This window comes from Colwellia meonggei (genome assembly GCF_057537295.1).
Genome location: NZ_BAAJLZ010000001.1, coordinates 856,916 through 872,874 on the forward strand (window position 1 = coordinate 856,916; position 15,959 = coordinate 872,874).

The 15,959-nt window shown below is 39.4% G+C and carries 19 protein-coding genes; 16 read left to right on the plus strand and 3 right to left on the minus strand.

Translation table 11 applies throughout. The features are described from left to right. Positions 1–14 precede the first annotated feature (14 nt). The 12 genes from AC27E9_RS03840 (at position 15) to AC27E9_RS03895 (ending at position 10,798) form a co-directional block, all read left to right on the plus strand. Positions 15–728, plus strand: a complete 714-nt coding sequence (locus AC27E9_RS03840) for an RNA polymerase sigma factor FliA (RefSeq protein WP_487127419.1) — start codon at positions 15–17, stop codon at positions 726–728. A 50-nt stretch (positions 729–778) separates the two neighbouring features. Further along, entirely contained in the window at positions 779–1,162 is a 384-nt protein-coding gene (gene cheY / locus AC27E9_RS03845; protein WP_487079895.1) for a chemotaxis response regulator CheY, read from the plus strand. 29 nt (positions 1,163–1,191) lie between these two features. Beyond that, entirely contained in the window at positions 1,192–1,935 is a 744-nt protein-coding gene (locus AC27E9_RS03850; RefSeq protein ID WP_487127421.1) for a protein phosphatase CheZ, read from the plus strand. A gap of 13 nt (positions 1,936–1,948) precedes the next feature. After that, positions 1,949–4,084: a chemotaxis protein CheA gene (locus AC27E9_RS03855; protein ID WP_487127423.1), complete on the plus strand. Its 2,136-nt coding sequence runs from the start codon at positions 1,949–1,951 to the stop codon at positions 4,082–4,084. Positions 4,085–4,129: 45 nt separating this feature from the next. Continuing rightward, entirely contained in the window at positions 4,130–5,254 is a 1,125-nt protein-coding gene (locus AC27E9_RS03860; RefSeq protein WP_487127425.1) for a protein-glutamate methylesterase/protein-glutamine glutaminase, read from the plus strand. Further along, positions 5,247–5,993 (plus strand): flagellar motor protein, encoded by a 747-nt coding sequence (locus AC27E9_RS03865; RefSeq protein WP_487127427.1) that lies wholly within the window; start codon positions 5,247–5,249, stop codon positions 5,991–5,993. The genes AC27E9_RS03860 and AC27E9_RS03865 overlap by 8 nt, the downstream gene beginning before the upstream one ends. Then, positions 5,990–6,979: a flagellar motor protein MotB gene (locus tag AC27E9_RS03870; protein WP_487127429.1), complete on the plus strand. Its 990-nt coding sequence runs from the start codon at positions 5,990–5,992 to the stop codon at positions 6,977–6,979. Before AC27E9_RS03865 ends, AC27E9_RS03870 begins: the two co-directional genes overlap by 4 nt. A gap of 12 nt (positions 6,980–6,991) precedes the next feature. Then, on the plus strand, positions 6,992–7,768 hold the full coding sequence (locus tag AC27E9_RS03875) for a ParA family protein (RefSeq protein WP_487127431.1): 777 nt from the start codon (positions 6,992–6,994) through the stop codon (positions 7,766–7,768). A 4-nt stretch (positions 7,769–7,772) separates the two neighbouring features. Further along, a complete protein-coding gene (locus AC27E9_RS03880; RefSeq protein WP_487127433.1) occupies positions 7,773–8,606 on the plus strand; it encodes a chemotaxis protein CheW in 834 nt (277 codons plus the stop codon). Between the two features lie 85 nt (positions 8,607–8,691). Further along, positions 8,692–9,180 (plus strand): chemotaxis protein CheW, encoded by a 489-nt coding sequence (locus tag AC27E9_RS03885; protein WP_487127435.1) that lies wholly within the window; start codon positions 8,692–8,694, stop codon positions 9,178–9,180. Positions 9,181–9,240: 60 nt separating this feature from the next. Continuing rightward, the gene (locus tag AC27E9_RS03890) at positions 9,241–9,711 is read left to right on the plus strand and encodes a DUF2802 domain-containing protein (RefSeq protein ID WP_487127437.1); all 471 of its coding nucleotides are present in this window, start codon (positions 9,241–9,243) and stop codon (positions 9,709–9,711) included. 289 nt (positions 9,712–10,000) lie between these two features. Next, positions 10,001–10,798: an MlaA family lipoprotein gene (locus tag AC27E9_RS03895; RefSeq protein ID WP_487127439.1), complete on the plus strand. Its 798-nt coding sequence runs from the start codon at positions 10,001–10,003 to the stop codon at positions 10,796–10,798. A gap of 47 nt (positions 10,799–10,845) precedes the next feature. Here AC27E9_RS03895 and AC27E9_RS03900 read toward each other — a convergent pair whose 3' ends face one another. Further along, positions 10,846–11,154 (minus strand): DUF6170 family protein, encoded by a 309-nt coding sequence (locus AC27E9_RS03900; RefSeq protein WP_487127441.1) that lies wholly within the window; start codon positions 11,152–11,154, stop codon positions 10,846–10,848. Between the two features lie 295 nt (positions 11,155–11,449). Here AC27E9_RS03900 and ribH point away from each other — a divergent pair, with 295 nt between their 5' ends. The 4 genes from ribH to AC27E9_RS03920 are packed head-to-tail and all read left to right on the plus strand — an operon-like array spanning position 11,450 to position 13,808. Then, positions 11,450–11,914: a 6,7-dimethyl-8-ribityllumazine synthase gene (gene ribH, locus AC27E9_RS03905; RefSeq protein ID WP_487127443.1), complete on the plus strand. Its 465-nt coding sequence runs from the start codon at positions 11,450–11,452 to the stop codon at positions 11,912–11,914. Between the two features lie 12 nt (positions 11,915–11,926). After that, positions 11,927–12,343: a transcription antitermination factor NusB gene (nusB, locus tag AC27E9_RS03910; protein WP_487127445.1), complete on the plus strand. Its 417-nt coding sequence runs from the start codon at positions 11,927–11,929 to the stop codon at positions 12,341–12,343. Positions 12,344–12,362: 19 nt separating this feature from the next. Continuing rightward, the gene (gene thiL / locus AC27E9_RS03915; RefSeq protein ID WP_487127447.1) at positions 12,363–13,334 is read left to right on the plus strand and encodes a thiamine-phosphate kinase; all 972 of its coding nucleotides are present in this window, start codon (positions 12,363–12,365) and stop codon (positions 13,332–13,334) included. A 3-nt stretch (positions 13,335–13,337) separates the two neighbouring features. Then, entirely contained in the window at positions 13,338–13,808 is a 471-nt protein-coding gene (locus AC27E9_RS03920) for a phosphatidylglycerophosphatase A family protein (RefSeq protein WP_487127449.1), read from the plus strand. A 145-nt stretch (positions 13,809–13,953) separates the two neighbouring features. Here AC27E9_RS03920 and serA read toward each other — a convergent pair whose 3' ends face one another. Continuing rightward, complete coding sequence (gene serA / locus AC27E9_RS03925) at positions 13,954–15,183, minus strand: phosphoglycerate dehydrogenase (RefSeq protein ID WP_487127451.1); 1,230 nt, start codon at positions 15,181–15,183, stop codon at positions 13,954–13,956. A 93-nt stretch (positions 15,184–15,276) separates the two neighbouring features. Beyond that, positions 15,277–15,933, minus strand: coding sequence for a ribose-5-phosphate isomerase RpiA (rpiA, locus tag AC27E9_RS03930; RefSeq protein ID WP_487127453.1), 657 nt, complete (start codon positions 15,931–15,933; stop codon positions 15,277–15,279). Positions 15,934–15,959 lie beyond the last annotated feature (26 nt).

The following is a 15,959-nucleotide window of genomic DNA, read 5'->3' on the forward strand; positions in this document are numbered from 1 at the left end:
GCGAGCGAGTTAGAGTGGTTAAATTACATGCTTACAGTGTTGATAAATCTGCTTTATTAGAACAGCATACTGTCTTAGTAAAACGTATTGCTTACCATTTACTTGCTCGTTTACCTGCCAGTGTTATCGTTGACGATCTTATTCAATCGGGAATGATCGGGCTTTTAGAAGCAGCAAATAATTTTGATAACAGCAAAGGGGCAAGTTTTGAAACCTTCGCTGGTATTCGAATTCGTGGCGCTATGCTAGACGAAATCCGCCGTGGCGACTGGGTGCCGCGCTCAGTTCACAAAAATAGCCGTATGATCAGTGAAGCTATAAAAAGCTTAGAAGCAGAATATGGTCGTGATGTTACGGATGCTGAAGTCTCTGAAAAACTTGAAATTTCATTAAATGACTACCATCATATGCTTAATGAAGTTAGTTCAGGTAAAATATTAGGCATAGAAGATCTTGGGGTTAGTGAAGATGCGCTTGATTTAGCTGAAAGCCATCATCAAGATGACCCATACGCTAGTATTGAACAAAGCGTCTTTAAAAAGTCTTTAGCTGAATGTATTTCTACTTTACCCGAGCGAGAAGCTTTAGTACTGTCTCTGTATTACGATGAAGAATTAAACCTTAGGGAAATAGGCCAAGTGCTTGATGTTAGTGAATCAAGGGTAAGCCAAATACATAGCCAGGCGATGCATCGTTTAAAAGCACGTATGCAATCATGGCAAAGTTAAGTAGAATAACGTTATTGTTAGAATTTTAAATGTTCTCACCGGAGGGTGCCTTGGATAAAAATATGAAAGTACTTGTTGTTGATGATTTCTCAACAATGAGACGTATAATCAAAAATTTGTTACGCGATATTGGCTTCACTAACATTTCAGAGGCTGATGATGGTAGTACCGCATTGCCTATGTTGAAAGAAGGTGATTACGATTTTGTTGTTACTGACTGGAACATGCCAGGTATGCAAGGGATTGATTTACTAAAAGCAATTAGAGCTGACGCGAAATTGTCTCATATTCCAGTGTTAATGGTGACAGCCGAAGCGAAAAAAGAGCAAATTGTCATGGCGGCACAAGCGGGTGTTAATGGTTACATTGTTAAGCCATTCACTGCAGCAACACTAAATACTAAGCTCGACAAAATTTTTGAGCGCCTTGGTTAATCAATAATTTTGCTACGCAAGGACTTCACATGACTACAAATGCAAATGTCGATGTTTCGTTGGAACAAGCTAAATTACTGGTTGAATACCTAGAGACGGACCAGCAAGACAAAGCAAACGAATTGATTGCGGAAATTCAAAATCCAATCAACTCAGAGTTGTTTGCAGAAATAGGTAAGCTAACCCGTCAACTTCATGACTCATTAAACAACTTTCAAGTCGACAGTCGGTTGAATGATCTCGCTACGGCTGATATACCTGATGCTAAAGAGCGACTGAATTTTGTTATAAGTCGTACAGAAGAAGCCGCTAATAAAACCATGGATGCGGTGGAGTCTATTTTTCCTGTCGTAGACAATATTCAGCAACAAATTAGTACAGTCAATCCAATGTGGCAGAAGCTAATGCATAACGATCTCGATGTTGGTGAATTTAAAGCATTATGTCGTGATATTGACACTTTGCTTAAAACCACAGAGAAAGAAACTGGCCATATGCATAGTTTGATGACTGACGTGTTAATGGCACAAGACTTCCAAGATTTGACTGGGCAAGTTATACGCAAAGTTATTGATTTAGTGCATGAAGTTGAAGAAAGCTTAATTAATATGCTAACGGCTTTTGGTATCTCATCGGAAGAAGCAAAAGCAGCTAGCAGACCAAGCGTAGGTGAAAACTTAGTTGAAGGCCCAATTGTAAATACTGAAAATCGCACTGATGTTGTCTCAGATCAGGATGACGTTGATGACTTATTATCAAGTTTAGGTTTCTAATAGGAGTTATTGAATGTCATTTGAACAAGATGAAGAAATTCTTCAGGATTTTTTAATCGAAGCTGGAGAAATACTTGAGAGCTTGTCGGAGCAATTAGTCGAACTTGAAAATGATCCTGATAATGCTGATTTATTAAATGCTATTTTTAGAGGTTTTCACACTGTTAAAGGCGGTGCTGGTTTTTTATCATTAACTAATTTAGTTGATGCTTGTCATGGTGCTGAAAATGTATTCGATACCTTAAGAAATAATCAGCGTGCAGTAACATCAGAGTTAATGGACGTTATTTTACAGGCGCTTGATACGATCAATGAAATGTTTGCACAAGTGCAAAATCAAGAGCCACTTTCAACAGCAGATCCACAACTCCTAGCAGAATTACATCGTTTATCTGAGCCCGAAGGTAATGAAGCTGCGGCTCAAGAAATTGTAGCGGAACCTGAAGTTGAGCCTGAGCCTGCAGTTGCCGAACCGGCGGCAGGTTCAAGCGATGAAATGACAGAAGATGAGTTTGAACGCCTGTTAGATGAATTACATGGCGGTGGTGCACCTAGCGCATCATCACCTGAGCCAGTTGCACAGCCTGCAACTGCAACGAATAATGTTAACAGTGATGATATTTCAGATGACGAGTTTGAGTCATTACTAGATGAATTGCATGGCCAGGGCGCATTTTCTCCAGCGGTAGCAACTAATACCAATACCCCTAGCCCGCAAAGCTCATCTGATGAAATTAATGATGATGAATTTGAATCATTATTAGATGAATTACATGGCAAAGGGCAAGCGCCAAAAGCACCAGCTGCTGCTCCAGAAATAAAGCCTGCTGCGAAGCCAACACCTAAACCAAATCCTGCTGTTAAAAAAGCACCGGTTAAAGCACCAGCGGCAAGTAAACCTGCTGAAAATAAACCTGCGCCAGCTAAAGATAAAAAGGCTACACCTGCCGCATCTCAAGGTGAAACAACTGTTCGTGTTGATACCAAACGCCTAGATCAAATTATGAATATGGTTGGTGAACTTGTCTTGGTACGAAATCGCCTTACTAGCTTAGGTATGACCAAAGAAGATGAAGAACTAACCAAGGCTGTATCTAATTTAGATGCGGTAACAACTGATTTACAGGGTGCGGTAATGAAAACCCGCATGCAACCTATTAAAAAGGTCTTTGGTCGTTTTCCTCGTGTTGTTCGTGACTTGGCGCGTAGTTTAAATAAAGAAATTAAGTTAGTTTTAGAAGGTGAAGATACCGATTTAGATAAAAACTTGGTTGAGGCCTTAGCTGATCCACTGGTGCATTTAGTTCGTAACTCTGTTGATCATGGTATTGAAGAGCCAGCTAAACGTGAAGCATCAGGCAAGCCACGTGAAGGTGTGGTTGTTTTATCAGCTTCACAAGAAGGTGATCATATCTTATTAACCATTCGTGATGATGGTGCCGGTATGAATGCAGAAAAACTGAAGGAAATCGCGATTGAACGTGGCGTGCTAGACGCAGATGCAGCCGCGCGCATGCCAGATAAAGAAGCGTTTAGCCTAATTTTCGCACCTGGATTTTCTACCAAAACTGAAATATCAGAAGTCTCTGGTCGAGGCGTTGGTATGGATGTGGTTAAAACTAAGATCACACAATTAAATGGTACTGTTAACATCGACTCTGAAATGGGTGTTGGTACTATACTTGAAATTAAAGTCCCATTAACGTTAGCCATTTTGCCGACCTTAATGGTTGTTGTCGGTAAGCAAACATTTGCCTTGCCACTTGCGGCAGTCAATGAAATTTTCCATTTGGATTTAACTTCTACCAATATTGTTGACGGTCAGCTAACGATTATTGTTCGTGAAAAAGCGATTCCATTGTTCTATTTGGATCAATGGTTAGTACGTGATTATGTTGATAAACCACGTGATCGAGGTCATGTGGTAATCGTGCAATTAGGCAATCAACAAGTAGGCTTTGTTGTTGACAGTCTAATTGGCCAAGAAGAAGTGGTAATTAAGCCACTAGATAGATTGTTACATGGTACGCCAGGTATGGCAGGAGCAACAATTACCAGTGATGGCGGTATTGCTTTAATTATTGATGTGCCAAATATGCTTAAATATTACGCTAAAAAATCGATAGTAAATAAAAAGTTACGCTCATAAATAGGTAATACTTCATAATACGTAAAAATAGGAAAGAGATTGTAAATGTCCTTTAAAGTTTTGGTGGTTGATGACTCCAGTTTTTTTCGACGCCGAGTTACGGATATTCTCAATAAAGATCCTGATCTTGAAGTTGTTGATGTCGCGGTAAATGGTATTGATGCAGTAGAAAAGGCTATTGCCTTAAAACCTGATGTCATTACTATGGATATTGAAATGCCATTATTAAATGGCATTGATGCAGTGAAACAAATAATGGCTAAAGCACCTACAGCCATTATTATGTTTTCTTCGTTAACGCATTCTGGCGCTAAAGCAACGTTAGAAGCATTAGATGCAGGCGCATTAGATTTCTTACCGAAAAAATTTAATGAAATAGCTAAGAATACAGAAGATGCGGGTAGTTTACTCCGTCAACGCGTGGTGCAACTTGCCCGTAAGAAAGCGGGTAGGTTACCGAGAATATCCACCTTTCGCTCTCGTGCTCGAAGTGAAAAACAACCAAAAACAACGAGTGCCGCTACCTCATCTCTGAGCTCTACACAACGTGTTGAACGTCCTGTTCAAACAATTAAAAAAAGCTCTGGAAAATCTTACAAATTATTGGCGATCGGTACATCAACTGGCGGCCCTGTAGCATTACAAAAGTTACTTAGCCAACTTCCTGAAAATTTTCCATTACCCATTGTTATGGTGCAACACATGCCTGCAGCATTTACGCTAGCGTTTGCTAACCGTTTGAATGCTTTATGTAAAATCAATGTGAAACAGGCTGATTCCGGTGATATTCTTAAACCAGGTTGTGCTTATTTAGCACCTGGCGGTAAGCAAATGGTTATTGATGGTACAGAAAATGCACCAAAATTGAGAATATTAGAAGACGATTCAGAACGAATTGCTTTTAAGCCAAGTGTGGATATTAGTTTTGGCTCTGCCGCGAAAGTTTTTGGTGGTAATGTTTTAGGTATTATTCTTACCGGTATGGGCGCAGATGGTCGAGATGGTTCTCGACTATTAAAAAATAAAGGCGCAACAATTTGGGCGCAAGACGAGGAGTCTTGTGTAGTTTATGGTATGCCGCAAGCGGTTACCGTTGCAGGAATATCTGAATTATCGCTGGCAATTGAAAGCATTCCATCTGCAATTCTCAAGGAAATACAGCATGGATAAATTGAGTATATCAGGGCTAGTTATTGCCGTTTTGGCAATTTACTTAGGTTTTATGATTGATGGTGGCGCTGTTGTTTCGCTGCTTGAATTACCTGCATTTATTATTGTTTTTGGTGGAACTATGGGGGCTGTGATGTTGCAGTCGTCACAAAGCCAATTCTTTCATGCCATGAGCTTATTGAAATGGATAGTGATAGCACCTAAATATGATGTTGAACAGGGGATAGAGTCGGTTGTTACTTGGGCTGAAAAAGCTCGGGAATCAGGTTTTTTATCATTAGAGCATATTGCCGAAGAAGAAAATGATTTCTTTATTAATAAAGGGTTAAACCTGCTTGTTGACGGTGTTGAAGTTGACAATTTGAGAGTTTCATTAGAGCTGGATTTAGATTTATACCGCGAACATAACCTGCGCTCGGCCCATGTTTTTGAATCTATGGGAGGTTATAGTCCAACTATTGGTATTCTTGGCGCCGTTTTAGGTTTAATTCATGCCATGTCAAATCTTGCTGACCCACAATTACTTGGACAAGGTATTGCAACAGCATTCGTTGCAACCATATATGGCGTCGGCTTTGCTAACCTAATTTACTTACCTATTGCAAATAAAATAAAAGCAATTGTGCACCAGCAAACTATGTATCGAGAGATGATGACCGAAGGATTAGTTGCTATTGCTATAGCTGAGAATCCTCATGCTATTGAAAATAAACTGTCGGCGTTTCGGTTAGAGCAATGAACCGGCTGCGGGCAAGGCGTCACTCGGTAGAAAACGACAACGTTGAACGTTGGTTAGTATCATACGCCGATTATATGACTTTACTGTTTGCTCTTTTTGTCGTGCTGTATGCTATGGCTATGGTCAACGAAGAGCCTTTTGAAACAGCAACAGAATCTATTGGCCGTGTTTTCCAAGCCAATGAAGAACTTCCTAAAAATCGTGGTCATGGTGATGATATTCTGCCAGTAAATAGTTCTAAAACAAATAAGCGACTATTTGGTAATGGTATCCTAGATGTTGCAGGTCCTGAATTAGTTGAAGGCGAGGTTACCTTATCGAATGTATCTGACGCACAGGTAGGCACAACGCTGACGTCGTTAGAAAAAGAACTGCATGAAGCTTTATATGAATTGGTTGAATCTGGCTACGCGCAATTGCAGGTTGATGGTGACTGGCTAGAGATAGAACTAAATAGTGGATTATTGTTCCCCAGTGGCTCATCTTCACCTACTAATGCGGCACGCGATATTTTGGCTGTTATTTATCAGGTGATTGCCAGTACGACTAATTATATTCGTGTAAGAGGGTATACTGACAATCAGCCTATATCGACAGAAATATTTACTTCAAATTGGGAACTATCGGTATTTAGAGCAACAGCAATATTACGAGTTTTGGAAGAGCTTACTTTAAACCCTGCTCGTATGGCTATCGAAGGTTATGGTCAGTATTATCCGAATGCTGATAATGCAACAGCAACGGGAAGAGCGAAAAATAGAAGAGTGGTTATTGCAATTTCAAAGTACGGCTTAGAAAAAGCCAACTTATTAGCAACACCAACAATTTCTGTGAAAGATGTTGAAGCAATTAAACAAGTTGATACTGACGCAGGTGCTGAAGAAGAAATTCGCATTATTCGACTTGAAAATGGTGGGATTCGTATTACCACCCGAGTTGATGAAGATAGTGAAAACACTAGTGGTAACGAAACCGACAATAACTAATAGGACACTCAATTGGTAGTTTGGACAGTAGCAAATCAAAAAGGTGGAGTTGGTAAAACCACATCTACTATTTCGCTTGCCGGTTTATTAGCGGAAAAAGGTTATCGCGTGCTGTTGGTTGATACCGATCCGCATGCATCTCTAAGCTACTATTTTGGTATTGAATCTGAAGATTTAGACTTAAGTGTTTACGATTTGTTCCTGCAAGTATCAACTAAAGAGCAAATTATGCAAAGCCTGTGTCCAACGCATTATGAGAATATCGATATTTTGCCGGCAACGATGGGCTTAGCAACATTAGACCGTTCGCTGGGCAACAAAGGTGGAATGGGATTAGTACTGAAAAAGGCCATGCAGCAAATATCAGACGAATATGATTATGTGTTAATTGATTGTCCGCCAATTCTTGGTGTGCTGATGGTTAATGCTTTAGCTGCCTGTGAACGTATCGTTGTGCCAGTTCAAACAGAGTTTTTAGCGTTGAAAGGTTTAGATCGAATGATGAAAACACTCGATATTATGCAAGGTGAGCAAACCCAATCATTTCAATATACTATAGTGCCTACCATGTTTGATAAACGCACTAAGGCATCGTTACTAACGTATCGAAAACTGCAAGAATTATATGGCGAGGCAGTCTGGCCAGGTGTAGTTCCTATTGATACAAATTTTCGCAACGCCAGCGTTGCACAAAAAGTACCATCTGATTATGCACCAAATTCTCGTGGTATCATAGCGTATAGCAACCTACTAAAATATTTAGTACATTTAAAATCAGTGAGTAAGTAAATCAATGTCGAAGTCTTTAGCTGCCAGTAAACAATTAATGCAGACCTATTTGTCTGAGCTGCTTACCGAAGAAGCTGATGAGTCTATAACTGTGCCTGTAAAGGAAAAGCAAGCCCAGCCAATAGAACAATTACTAAATAAAGTTAGCCTACCAAGTGTTGCAAAAGAGCAAATTCCGGCAGAAAGTAGTAAAGCAAAAGTTGAACGTAAAGGCCCTCAAACTAACGCAGTTAATGTCGAGCATCAGCCAAAAGCATCGGAAAAACCTACTAATAAAGTTGCTGCTGATAAAGCTATAGAATCAAATAAGATTCAAAAAGCTAAAGCTGATGAAATTTCGACACGAAAAAGTGCGGGGGGCTTTGAAAAAACGCAGCAAAAAAATTATCGACAAGGTGACTTCCAAGCAATGTTTTTTGACGTTGCAGGCTTGATGATAGCCGTACCATTAATCGAACTTGGTGGTATTCATAATAGTGATAAAACTACAGCCTTAATGGGGAAGCCCGAATGGTTTCAAGGGGTCATGTTACGCCGCGATGAAAAGATAAATGTCGTTGACACCGCACGTTGGGTGATGCCTGAGAAGTGCAACGATAAATTATTAGCAGCGTTGAAGTATCAATACGTTATTATGCTTAATAACTCTTCCTGGGGATTATCAGCAGAACACTTAGTTGATACCGTTACTTTAAAACAAGAAGATGTAAAATGGTTAGACTCACCCAGTAAACGTCCCTGGTTAGCGGGTTTAGTGAAAGATCGCATGTGCGCATTACTTGATGTTGATGCACTCATTAAGTTATTGGAAAAAGGCGTTAATATTACACAAGAATAATTGATGAATTTGAACTTGTCAGTATACTTAAGAGATAATAGTTAAGTCACCGTAAAGAAAACAAAAATTTAAAGAGGCCTGTGGTATGTCTGATGAAAGACGCAATGAAAATGTAGATACGAACGATGAAGTCGTGCAAAGGGTGACGTTTAAGCTTGATAACGAAACCTACGGCATAAATGTAATGCAGGTACAGGAAATTCTGCGTTATACCGAGATTGCTCCTGTGCCAGGAGCGCCGTCGTATGTGATGGGTATCATTAATCTTCGTGGTAATGTTGTTACCGTTATTGATACTCGCGCACGTTTTGGCATGGAAAGCGCTGAATTAACCGATAATACCCGAATCGTTATTATTGAAGCGGAAACACAAGTTATCGGCATTTTGGTTGATAGTGTTGCGGAAGTAGTTTATTTGAAAACATCAGAAATTGATGTTGCACCCAATGTTGGTAATGATGAAAGTGCCAAATATATTCAAGGCGTTTCTAATCGCGAAGGCGAGTTATTGATTCTTGTTGATTTGAATAAGCTACTATCTGATGCTGAATGGGATGAGTTAAAACAGTTCTAAATTGAACATAAAAAGCCTGTAATTTACAGGCTTTTTAAATGAATTGTGCTCAATATCGTTATGGAAAATATCTCTGCAAATGTGATCAGTTTAGTCGCCTTCTTTTTAGTCATGCTGGTGGCATTACTTTTATTGGCACTAAAAAACAGATTGTCGGCACAAGTGACAGAGTTGACTAAAGTGACTCAGAGTCAAGCTGTTATGCTGCTAGAATTACAAACCTTATTGGCACAAATGCAGACCCAAGCGAATGAAAATCAACAATACTGTCAAGAGTCGCAACGGGAAAATGAGCAAGTCTCTAAGCAACTAGAGCATCGCATTAAATCCAGCCAAGAACAATTCGCTGTGCAGCTACAAACTGTTGAACAATTATTACACCAGCAACCCGAAGACAAGTTGTATTCTCGTGCTCAAAAGTTAGTAGAGCTTGGCGCTGATATTGAAGAGATAATGCGGGAATGTGATATTCCTCGACCGGAAGCTGAAATGCTAATGGCTGTGCATCGACAACAAACCTCTAAAAGCTAATTATTGCACATTCATTTGTACTTCAATGCGATCTTATCGCTAAACGTGCCTTAACGTTGTGTTAGTAAAGCATCGACAAAAGAAATTACTAAATACTAATGTCTGCCTGATAAAGGGCGTTAAGCATTTTCATCCTTTTTACGTTTTTTAAACAAATCTCTTAATGCTATCGCTATATTGTCCATGTTAAGCTGGCAATCTGAATATTGACTATGACTAAACTTGAATTTTGGCTGTACAAGTGTAGTGATAAGCAAGAGTTTAATCTTTATCGTTCAAGGACTTTGTAGTGAGCACAATAAGAAAAATACCGTTAAGTGGCAAAAGCATTCAAATATTAATAACGCTGATATTTACCTTATTATTAGGGGCTTGTTCTTCAACTCCTTCGTCAGATGAGTCAGCTTCCGATCCAAAAGATCCATTAGAGTCAATAAACCGACCATTTTGGACTTTTACTTGGGACTATGCAGATAAGTATGTGTTAAAACCAGCGTCTGAAGGCTATGTTGAGTATATGCCAACAGAATTACGTTCCGGTGTGCATAATATGGCGTTAAACTTAAATGAGCCATCAACTATTATCAATAACTTACTACAAGCTAAATTTACTGATGCGGCAAAATCTACCGGTCGTTTTGTATTAAATTCAACAGTAGGGTTACTTGGTTTTTTTGACCCTGCCAGTGACTTCGGTTGGGATAGAAGCCAAGAAGAGTTTGGCGAAGTGCTTGGTAGCTATGGTGTTGGTGACGGACCATATTTAGTTATTCCTGCTTTGGGCCCATCATCGGTTCGTGAAGAAGTTGGTGATTTTGTTGACCGTTATTACTGGCCGTTAGCAGTTATTGATTTTTGGCCGAATTTAGTTCGTGCTGGTATATTAGGATTAGAGGCGAGGGCTTCATTAGCAGACCAAGAGGCAATTTTAAATGAGTCAATTGATCCTTATGAGTTTGTTAAGAATGCGTATTTTCAGAATATGCAGTTCAAGGTTTATGATGGCAATCCACCGATTGAAGTCAATGAAGACGAAGAAGAAGATATTGACGCTTACTTAGAAGAGTTAGATGAAATAGAGCCTTAATATTATTAGATTTATCATTGTCTAATCTATTAAAGAAAAAAGCGAACCTAGTGTTCGCTTTTTTTGTATTGAGTAATTGCTGAATTTAAATGCTTTTGAGCAAAATACAGCATAATTGGCCTAAGTACTATAAAGTAGGTAATAAGCACTATCGCTATGGAAATGACTATGGCAAGGCCTTGCAAATTCGCGATAAAGAGAAATGGTGGAATAAGCAATAACAGTTTTATTATATTTAGGATTAACTTTTCCGGTGCCGACAGCTTTGCTTGTGCTAATGATAATATCGTTTGTCGCTGCTGTATGTTGTACGGCAAAAGCTCTGGTATTTTGTTAGAGGAAAAGTAAATTGTCATAAATATAATCATTAGGTGTTATTTGGTGGATATAATACAAAATTGTGCTGCTGAGCGCTATCCTGCAGCTAATGCTAAATGATTATATTTTTATCAGTGAAAAATGGTTATTTTATTTTTACTTATACAAAAAAGTCCATGCTAATAATTACTTTAAAATCAAGCTTGTAAACTTTATCTCAGATTGCTAATGCCAAAACATCACGACTAATATTAGAAAATTGTTAAAACGAGTTCCGCAGCTGCCTGCAATTTGTTAGAATTGCGGCAATTTTTAACAGTAGGTGATTTTTAAATGAATGTCGTAGAAGCTAACTTTGATGCAACCGGTAAGAAATTTGCTATCGTTGTATCACGTTTTAACAGTTATGTTGTTGAAAGTTTACTTGAAGGTGCAGTAGATGCCCTTAAACGTCATGGTAATGTTGCCGACAGTGATATTACAGTAATTCGAGTACCTGGTGCGTATGAATTACCTGTAGCAGCTAAGAAAATAGCGGCGAAAGGTGGCTACGACGGCATCATTGCCATTGGTGCGGTTATCCGAGGTGGCACACCTCATTTTGATTTTGTTGCTGGTGAATGTAATAAAGGTTTAGCGCAAGTAGCGATGGAATACACTATGCCAGTTGCATTTGGTGTTATTACCACTGATACCATTGAACAAGCTATTGACCGTGCAGGTCTTAAAGTAGGAAATAAAGGCGCAGAAGCTGCGTTAAGTGCGTTAGAAATGGTTAACGTATTAGATAAGTTATAACAGGAAATTTTTGTGAAACCATCTCCTAGAAGAAAAGCTAGAGAGTTAGCAGTACAAGCTGTTTACTCTTGGCAGTTAAGTCAAAATGATATTGCTGAAGTTGAAACTAATTTTTTAACTGACAACAGCTCTCGTCGTTTTGATATTGTCTATTTTCAACAATTGTTCCGTGGTGTTTCGGCGCAAATTGGCACAATTGATGAAAAAATCACCCCACATGTTGACCGTCCGCTTGATGATGTTGACCATGTTGAAAAAGCGATTTTGCGAGTTGCAGTATTTGAATTAACAGATTGTAACGATGTGCCATATAGAGTCATTATCAATGAAGCAATTGAATTGGCAAAATCGTTCGCTGCTGACGACAGTCATAAATTCGTTAATGGTGTTTTAGACAAGGTTGTTAAACTCGTTCGTCCTAACGAGTAACAAGTAAATTGGTTGTACTATGAAAGAGTTTGAACTAATCAAACGTTTCTTTACTGAGCAAGCGGTTAAGCGTAAAGATGTTCTACTTGGTATTGGTGATGATTGTGCCCTTGTAACACCGGTTGAACGTCAAAATATCGCGGTAACAACCGATACGCTTGTTGCGGGTGTGCATTTTCCTCATGAAACAAGTGCAAGAGCAATTGGCCATAAGTCGATAGCGGTTAATTTGTCAGATCTAGCCGCAATGGGCGCAGAGCCAACTTGGATTTCGTTGGCAGTTACAATACCGGATGTAGACCTAGAATGGATTGAAGAGTTTTGCACTGGTGTTTTTGAATTGTGTGAATTCTACAATGTTCAGCTTATTGGTGGTGACACGACACAAGGGCCACTCAGCATTACGGTTACTGCTCAAGGTATTACTCCAATTGACAAGCATATTACGCGTTCAGGCGCCAAAGCAGGCGACTGGCTTTATGTGACCGGGGAAATAGGTGACGCTGCGTTAGCGCTGAAAGGGATATTTAACGAAGTTGAGATAGCGCCAGAATATCAAGATTCTGTACGTCATAGCTTAGACTTTCCGCCACCAAGAATATTGGCAGGGCAAGCACTTCGTGAGTATGCAAGCGCAGCGATAGACTTATCTGATGGTTTGATTTCAGATTTAGAACATATTTGTCATGCCTCAAAAGTTGGTGCAAATATTGTGCTGGAAGACTTACCTATTTCAAATGCTTTACGTGATACTGTAGGCATGGAAAAGGCCATTGATATTGCATTAGTTGGCGGTGATGACTATGAGTTATTGTTTACCGTTTCTGAAGATAATCGCGTTGGTATGGAAACCGCATTAGCAAATAGTGGCAATACTATTACTTGTATTGGTCAGCTTAATGGTAGCGAGAAAATTACTACGACACTAGATAGTAAACCTGTTGCAATAAATGCAAAAAGCTTTGAGCACTTTTCTCAGGAAGTAGAATAGCCTGTGGCAAATTCAACAGAGAATTTTCAGCTATCTAACCCCATTCACTTTTTAGCCTTAGGCTTTGGCAGTGGGCTAGCACCGAAAGCTCCCGGCACGTTTGGGACATTAGCGGCAATTCCAGTCTTTTTGTTGGCTGCTTATTTATCAAACGTTTACTACATTTCTCTTGTTGTTATTATGAGTGTTGCTGGTGTTTATATTTGTGAAAAAGCCGCGAAAGATGCTGGTGTTCACGATCACGGTGCTATCGTTTGGGATGAAATTGTTGGCTTTATGATCACCATGTTTTTAATGCCAATTAATTGGCTAACAATATTGGTAGGATTTGCACTATTTCGCTTCTTCGATATTTTAAAACCATGGCCAATTTCGTATTTAGATAAAAACTGTCATGGTGGTTTAGGTATTATGCTCGATGATATTGCCGCTGGTATTGCTGCTTGGCTTTGTATGTGGATTATCTTTATTTAAACAGTCAGTTACTTTTAGGCAAAAAAAATGAAAAAGTCAAAGAATATTCTTTGGCTTTTTTATGTTCAGGACGAACTGTATATCGTGTTGCCGTGAACAACAGTAATGACGATGTTCACTTGTCATTACTGCGCCAACTATAATGCTAGTGTAAAAGTCGTGCTCTTATTGTCGCATCAATTTGCTTTAACTCTTTTAATGCTAGTTCACGATTTTCCGCTTCAATATCAATAACCACATAACCAATTTCATCTGCTGTTTGTAGGTACTGCGCCGCGATATTGATATTGTGTTGTGCAAACGCTTGGTTAATTTGCGTTAATACTCCTGGTTGATTGCGATGAATATGTAATAACCGACTAGTTCCCGTATGCTCAGGTAAAGACACTTCAGGGAAGTTAACGGCCGATAAAGTAGAGCCATTATCTGAATATTTCGCTAGTTTACTTGCGACTTCCAGACCAATGTTTTCCTGAGCTTCTTTTGTACTACCACCAATATGCGGTGTTAAAATTACATTATCAAATTCACGTAATGGACTGATAAACTCTTCGTCATTGCCTTTTGGCTCGACAGGGAAAACATCTATCGCCGCACCTGCAACTTTTTTATGCGCTAAGGCTTCAGCTAATGCGTCGATATCAACGACAGTGCCGCGTGAGGCATTAATAAAGATTACACCATCTTTCATCACTTCAAATTCAGCTGCACCCATCATATTCTTTGTTTGTGGGGTTTCTGGTACGTGTAAGCTGATCACATCAGCTTCTTTTAGTAACGCCGTTAATGTTGAAGCCTGGCTCGCGTTACCTAATGGTAATTTAGTTTCAATGTCATAAAAGCGTACTTTCATACCTAAAGTTTCCGCTAAAATGCCCAATTGTGTGCCTATGTGGCCATAGCCAATGATACCCAATGTTTTACCACGAGCTTCAACTGAGCCTAATGCTGACTTATTCCAAATGCCACGATGAGCTAAAGCACTTTTTTCAGGAATTCCGCGTAATAGCAGTAGAGTTTCACCTAAAACAAGTTCTGCAACCGAGCGAGTGTTTGAAAACGGCGCGTTAAATACCGGAATACCAAATGACTGCGCTGCGGCTTTATTAACTTGATTTGTGCCGATACAAAAACAGCCAATGGCGACAAGTTTTTTGGCGTGGCTGAGAACTTTTTTGTTTAAGTCGGTGCGAGAGCGAATGCCGATAAAGTGCACATCGGCAATCTTTTTAATTAAATCTTCTTCAGAAAGTGAGGTTTTAAGATACTCAATATTTGAATAACCCTTGGCTTTCAGCTCTTCTAGGGCGCTTTGGTGTACACCCTCTAGAAGTAATATCTTTATTTTTTCTTTTGCTAGTGAATTATTGCTCATGATAGTTTAATTTCTCTCGCTCAAACATTTATCAAATGAATTTTTAGATGGCTAGATTTCTAAACTATCATATAGTGTATAAACTCTAAAGGGTTATTTTACTATTTTTGCACCTTCTTTAGTGCCTATAATTAATACGTTTGCTGCTCGGTTTGCGAACAAACCATTAGTTACCACACCTACAATGGCATTGATGTCGGTTTCAAGCGCTATTGGGTCGAATATTTCTAAGTTGTGTACATCAATAATCACGTTGCCATTGTCGGTAACTACGCCCGTTCTATATGCAGGATCGCCACCAAGTTTCACTAACTCTCTAGCAACATAACTACGCGCCATAGGGATCACCTCAACAGGCAGTGGAAAGCGCCCTAGAACTGGAACTTGCTTACTGCTATCTGCAATACAAACAAAGGTTTTCGCAACGGCGGCAACAATTTTTTCACGTGTAAGCGCAGCGCCACCACCTTTGATCATATGCATATGGCTATTCACTTCATCAGCTCCATCGACATAAACATCTATGCCGTCGACATTGTTCAGATCAAAAACTTCGATACCATATGACTTTAGACGCTCAGTTGATGCTTCAGAACTCGAAACAGCACCAACAATTTTATCTTTAATGGTGGCTAGTGCGTCAATAAAATGATTAACTGTTGAGCCTGTGCCTACACCTACTATGGTATCTGCCTCTACATATTCTAAGGCTTTAATTGCGGCGGCTTTTTTCATTTCATCTTGAGTCATAATAACATTCTCTTAAAAGTAGTTTT

What these genes read in the sequence shown, in the direction of transcription:
- AC27E9_RS03850 (WP_487127421.1), top strand. Translation starts at nt 1,192, where the DNA reads ATGACTACAAATGCAAATGTCGATGTTTCGTTGGAACAAGCTAAATTA.
- AC27E9_RS03855 (WP_487127423.1), top strand. Translation starts at nt 1,949, where the DNA reads ATGTCATTTGAACAAGATGAAGAAATTCTTCAGGATTTTTTAATCGAA.
- AC27E9_RS03860 (WP_487127425.1), top strand. Translation starts at nt 4,130, where the DNA reads ATGTCCTTTAAAGTTTTGGTGGTTGATGACTCCAGTTTTTTTCGACGC.
- AC27E9_RS03865 (WP_487127427.1), top strand. Translation starts at nt 5,247, where the DNA reads ATGGATAAATTGAGTATATCAGGGCTAGTTATTGCCGTTTTGGCAATT.
- AC27E9_RS03870 (WP_487127429.1), top strand. Translation starts at nt 5,990, where the DNA reads ATGAACCGGCTGCGGGCAAGGCGTCACTCGGTAGAAAACGACAACGTT.
- AC27E9_RS03880 (WP_487127433.1), top strand. Translation starts at nt 7,773, where the DNA reads ATGTCGAAGTCTTTAGCTGCCAGTAAACAATTAATGCAGACCTATTTG.
- AC27E9_RS03885 (WP_487127435.1), top strand. Translation starts at nt 8,692, where the DNA reads ATGTCTGATGAAAGACGCAATGAAAATGTAGATACGAACGATGAAGTC.
- AC27E9_RS03890 (WP_487127437.1), top strand. Translation starts at nt 9,241, where the DNA reads ATGGAAAATATCTCTGCAAATGTGATCAGTTTAGTCGCCTTCTTTTTA.
- AC27E9_RS03900 (WP_487127441.1), bottom strand. Translation starts at nt 11,154, where the DNA reads ATGACAATTTACTTTTCCTCTAACAAAATACCAGAGCTTTTGCCGTAC.
- ribH (WP_487127443.1), top strand. Translation starts at nt 11,450, where the DNA reads ATGAATGTCGTAGAAGCTAACTTTGATGCAACCGGTAAGAAATTTGCT.
- thiL (WP_487127447.1), top strand. Translation starts at nt 12,363, where the DNA reads ATGAAAGAGTTTGAACTAATCAAACGTTTCTTTACTGAGCAAGCGGTT.
- serA (WP_487127451.1), bottom strand. Translation starts at nt 15,183, where the DNA reads ATGAGCAATAATTCACTAGCAAAAGAAAAAATAAAGATATTACTTCTA.
- rpiA (WP_487127453.1), bottom strand. Translation starts at nt 15,933, where the DNA reads ATGACTCAAGATGAAATGAAAAAAGCCGCCGCAATTAAAGCCTTAGAA.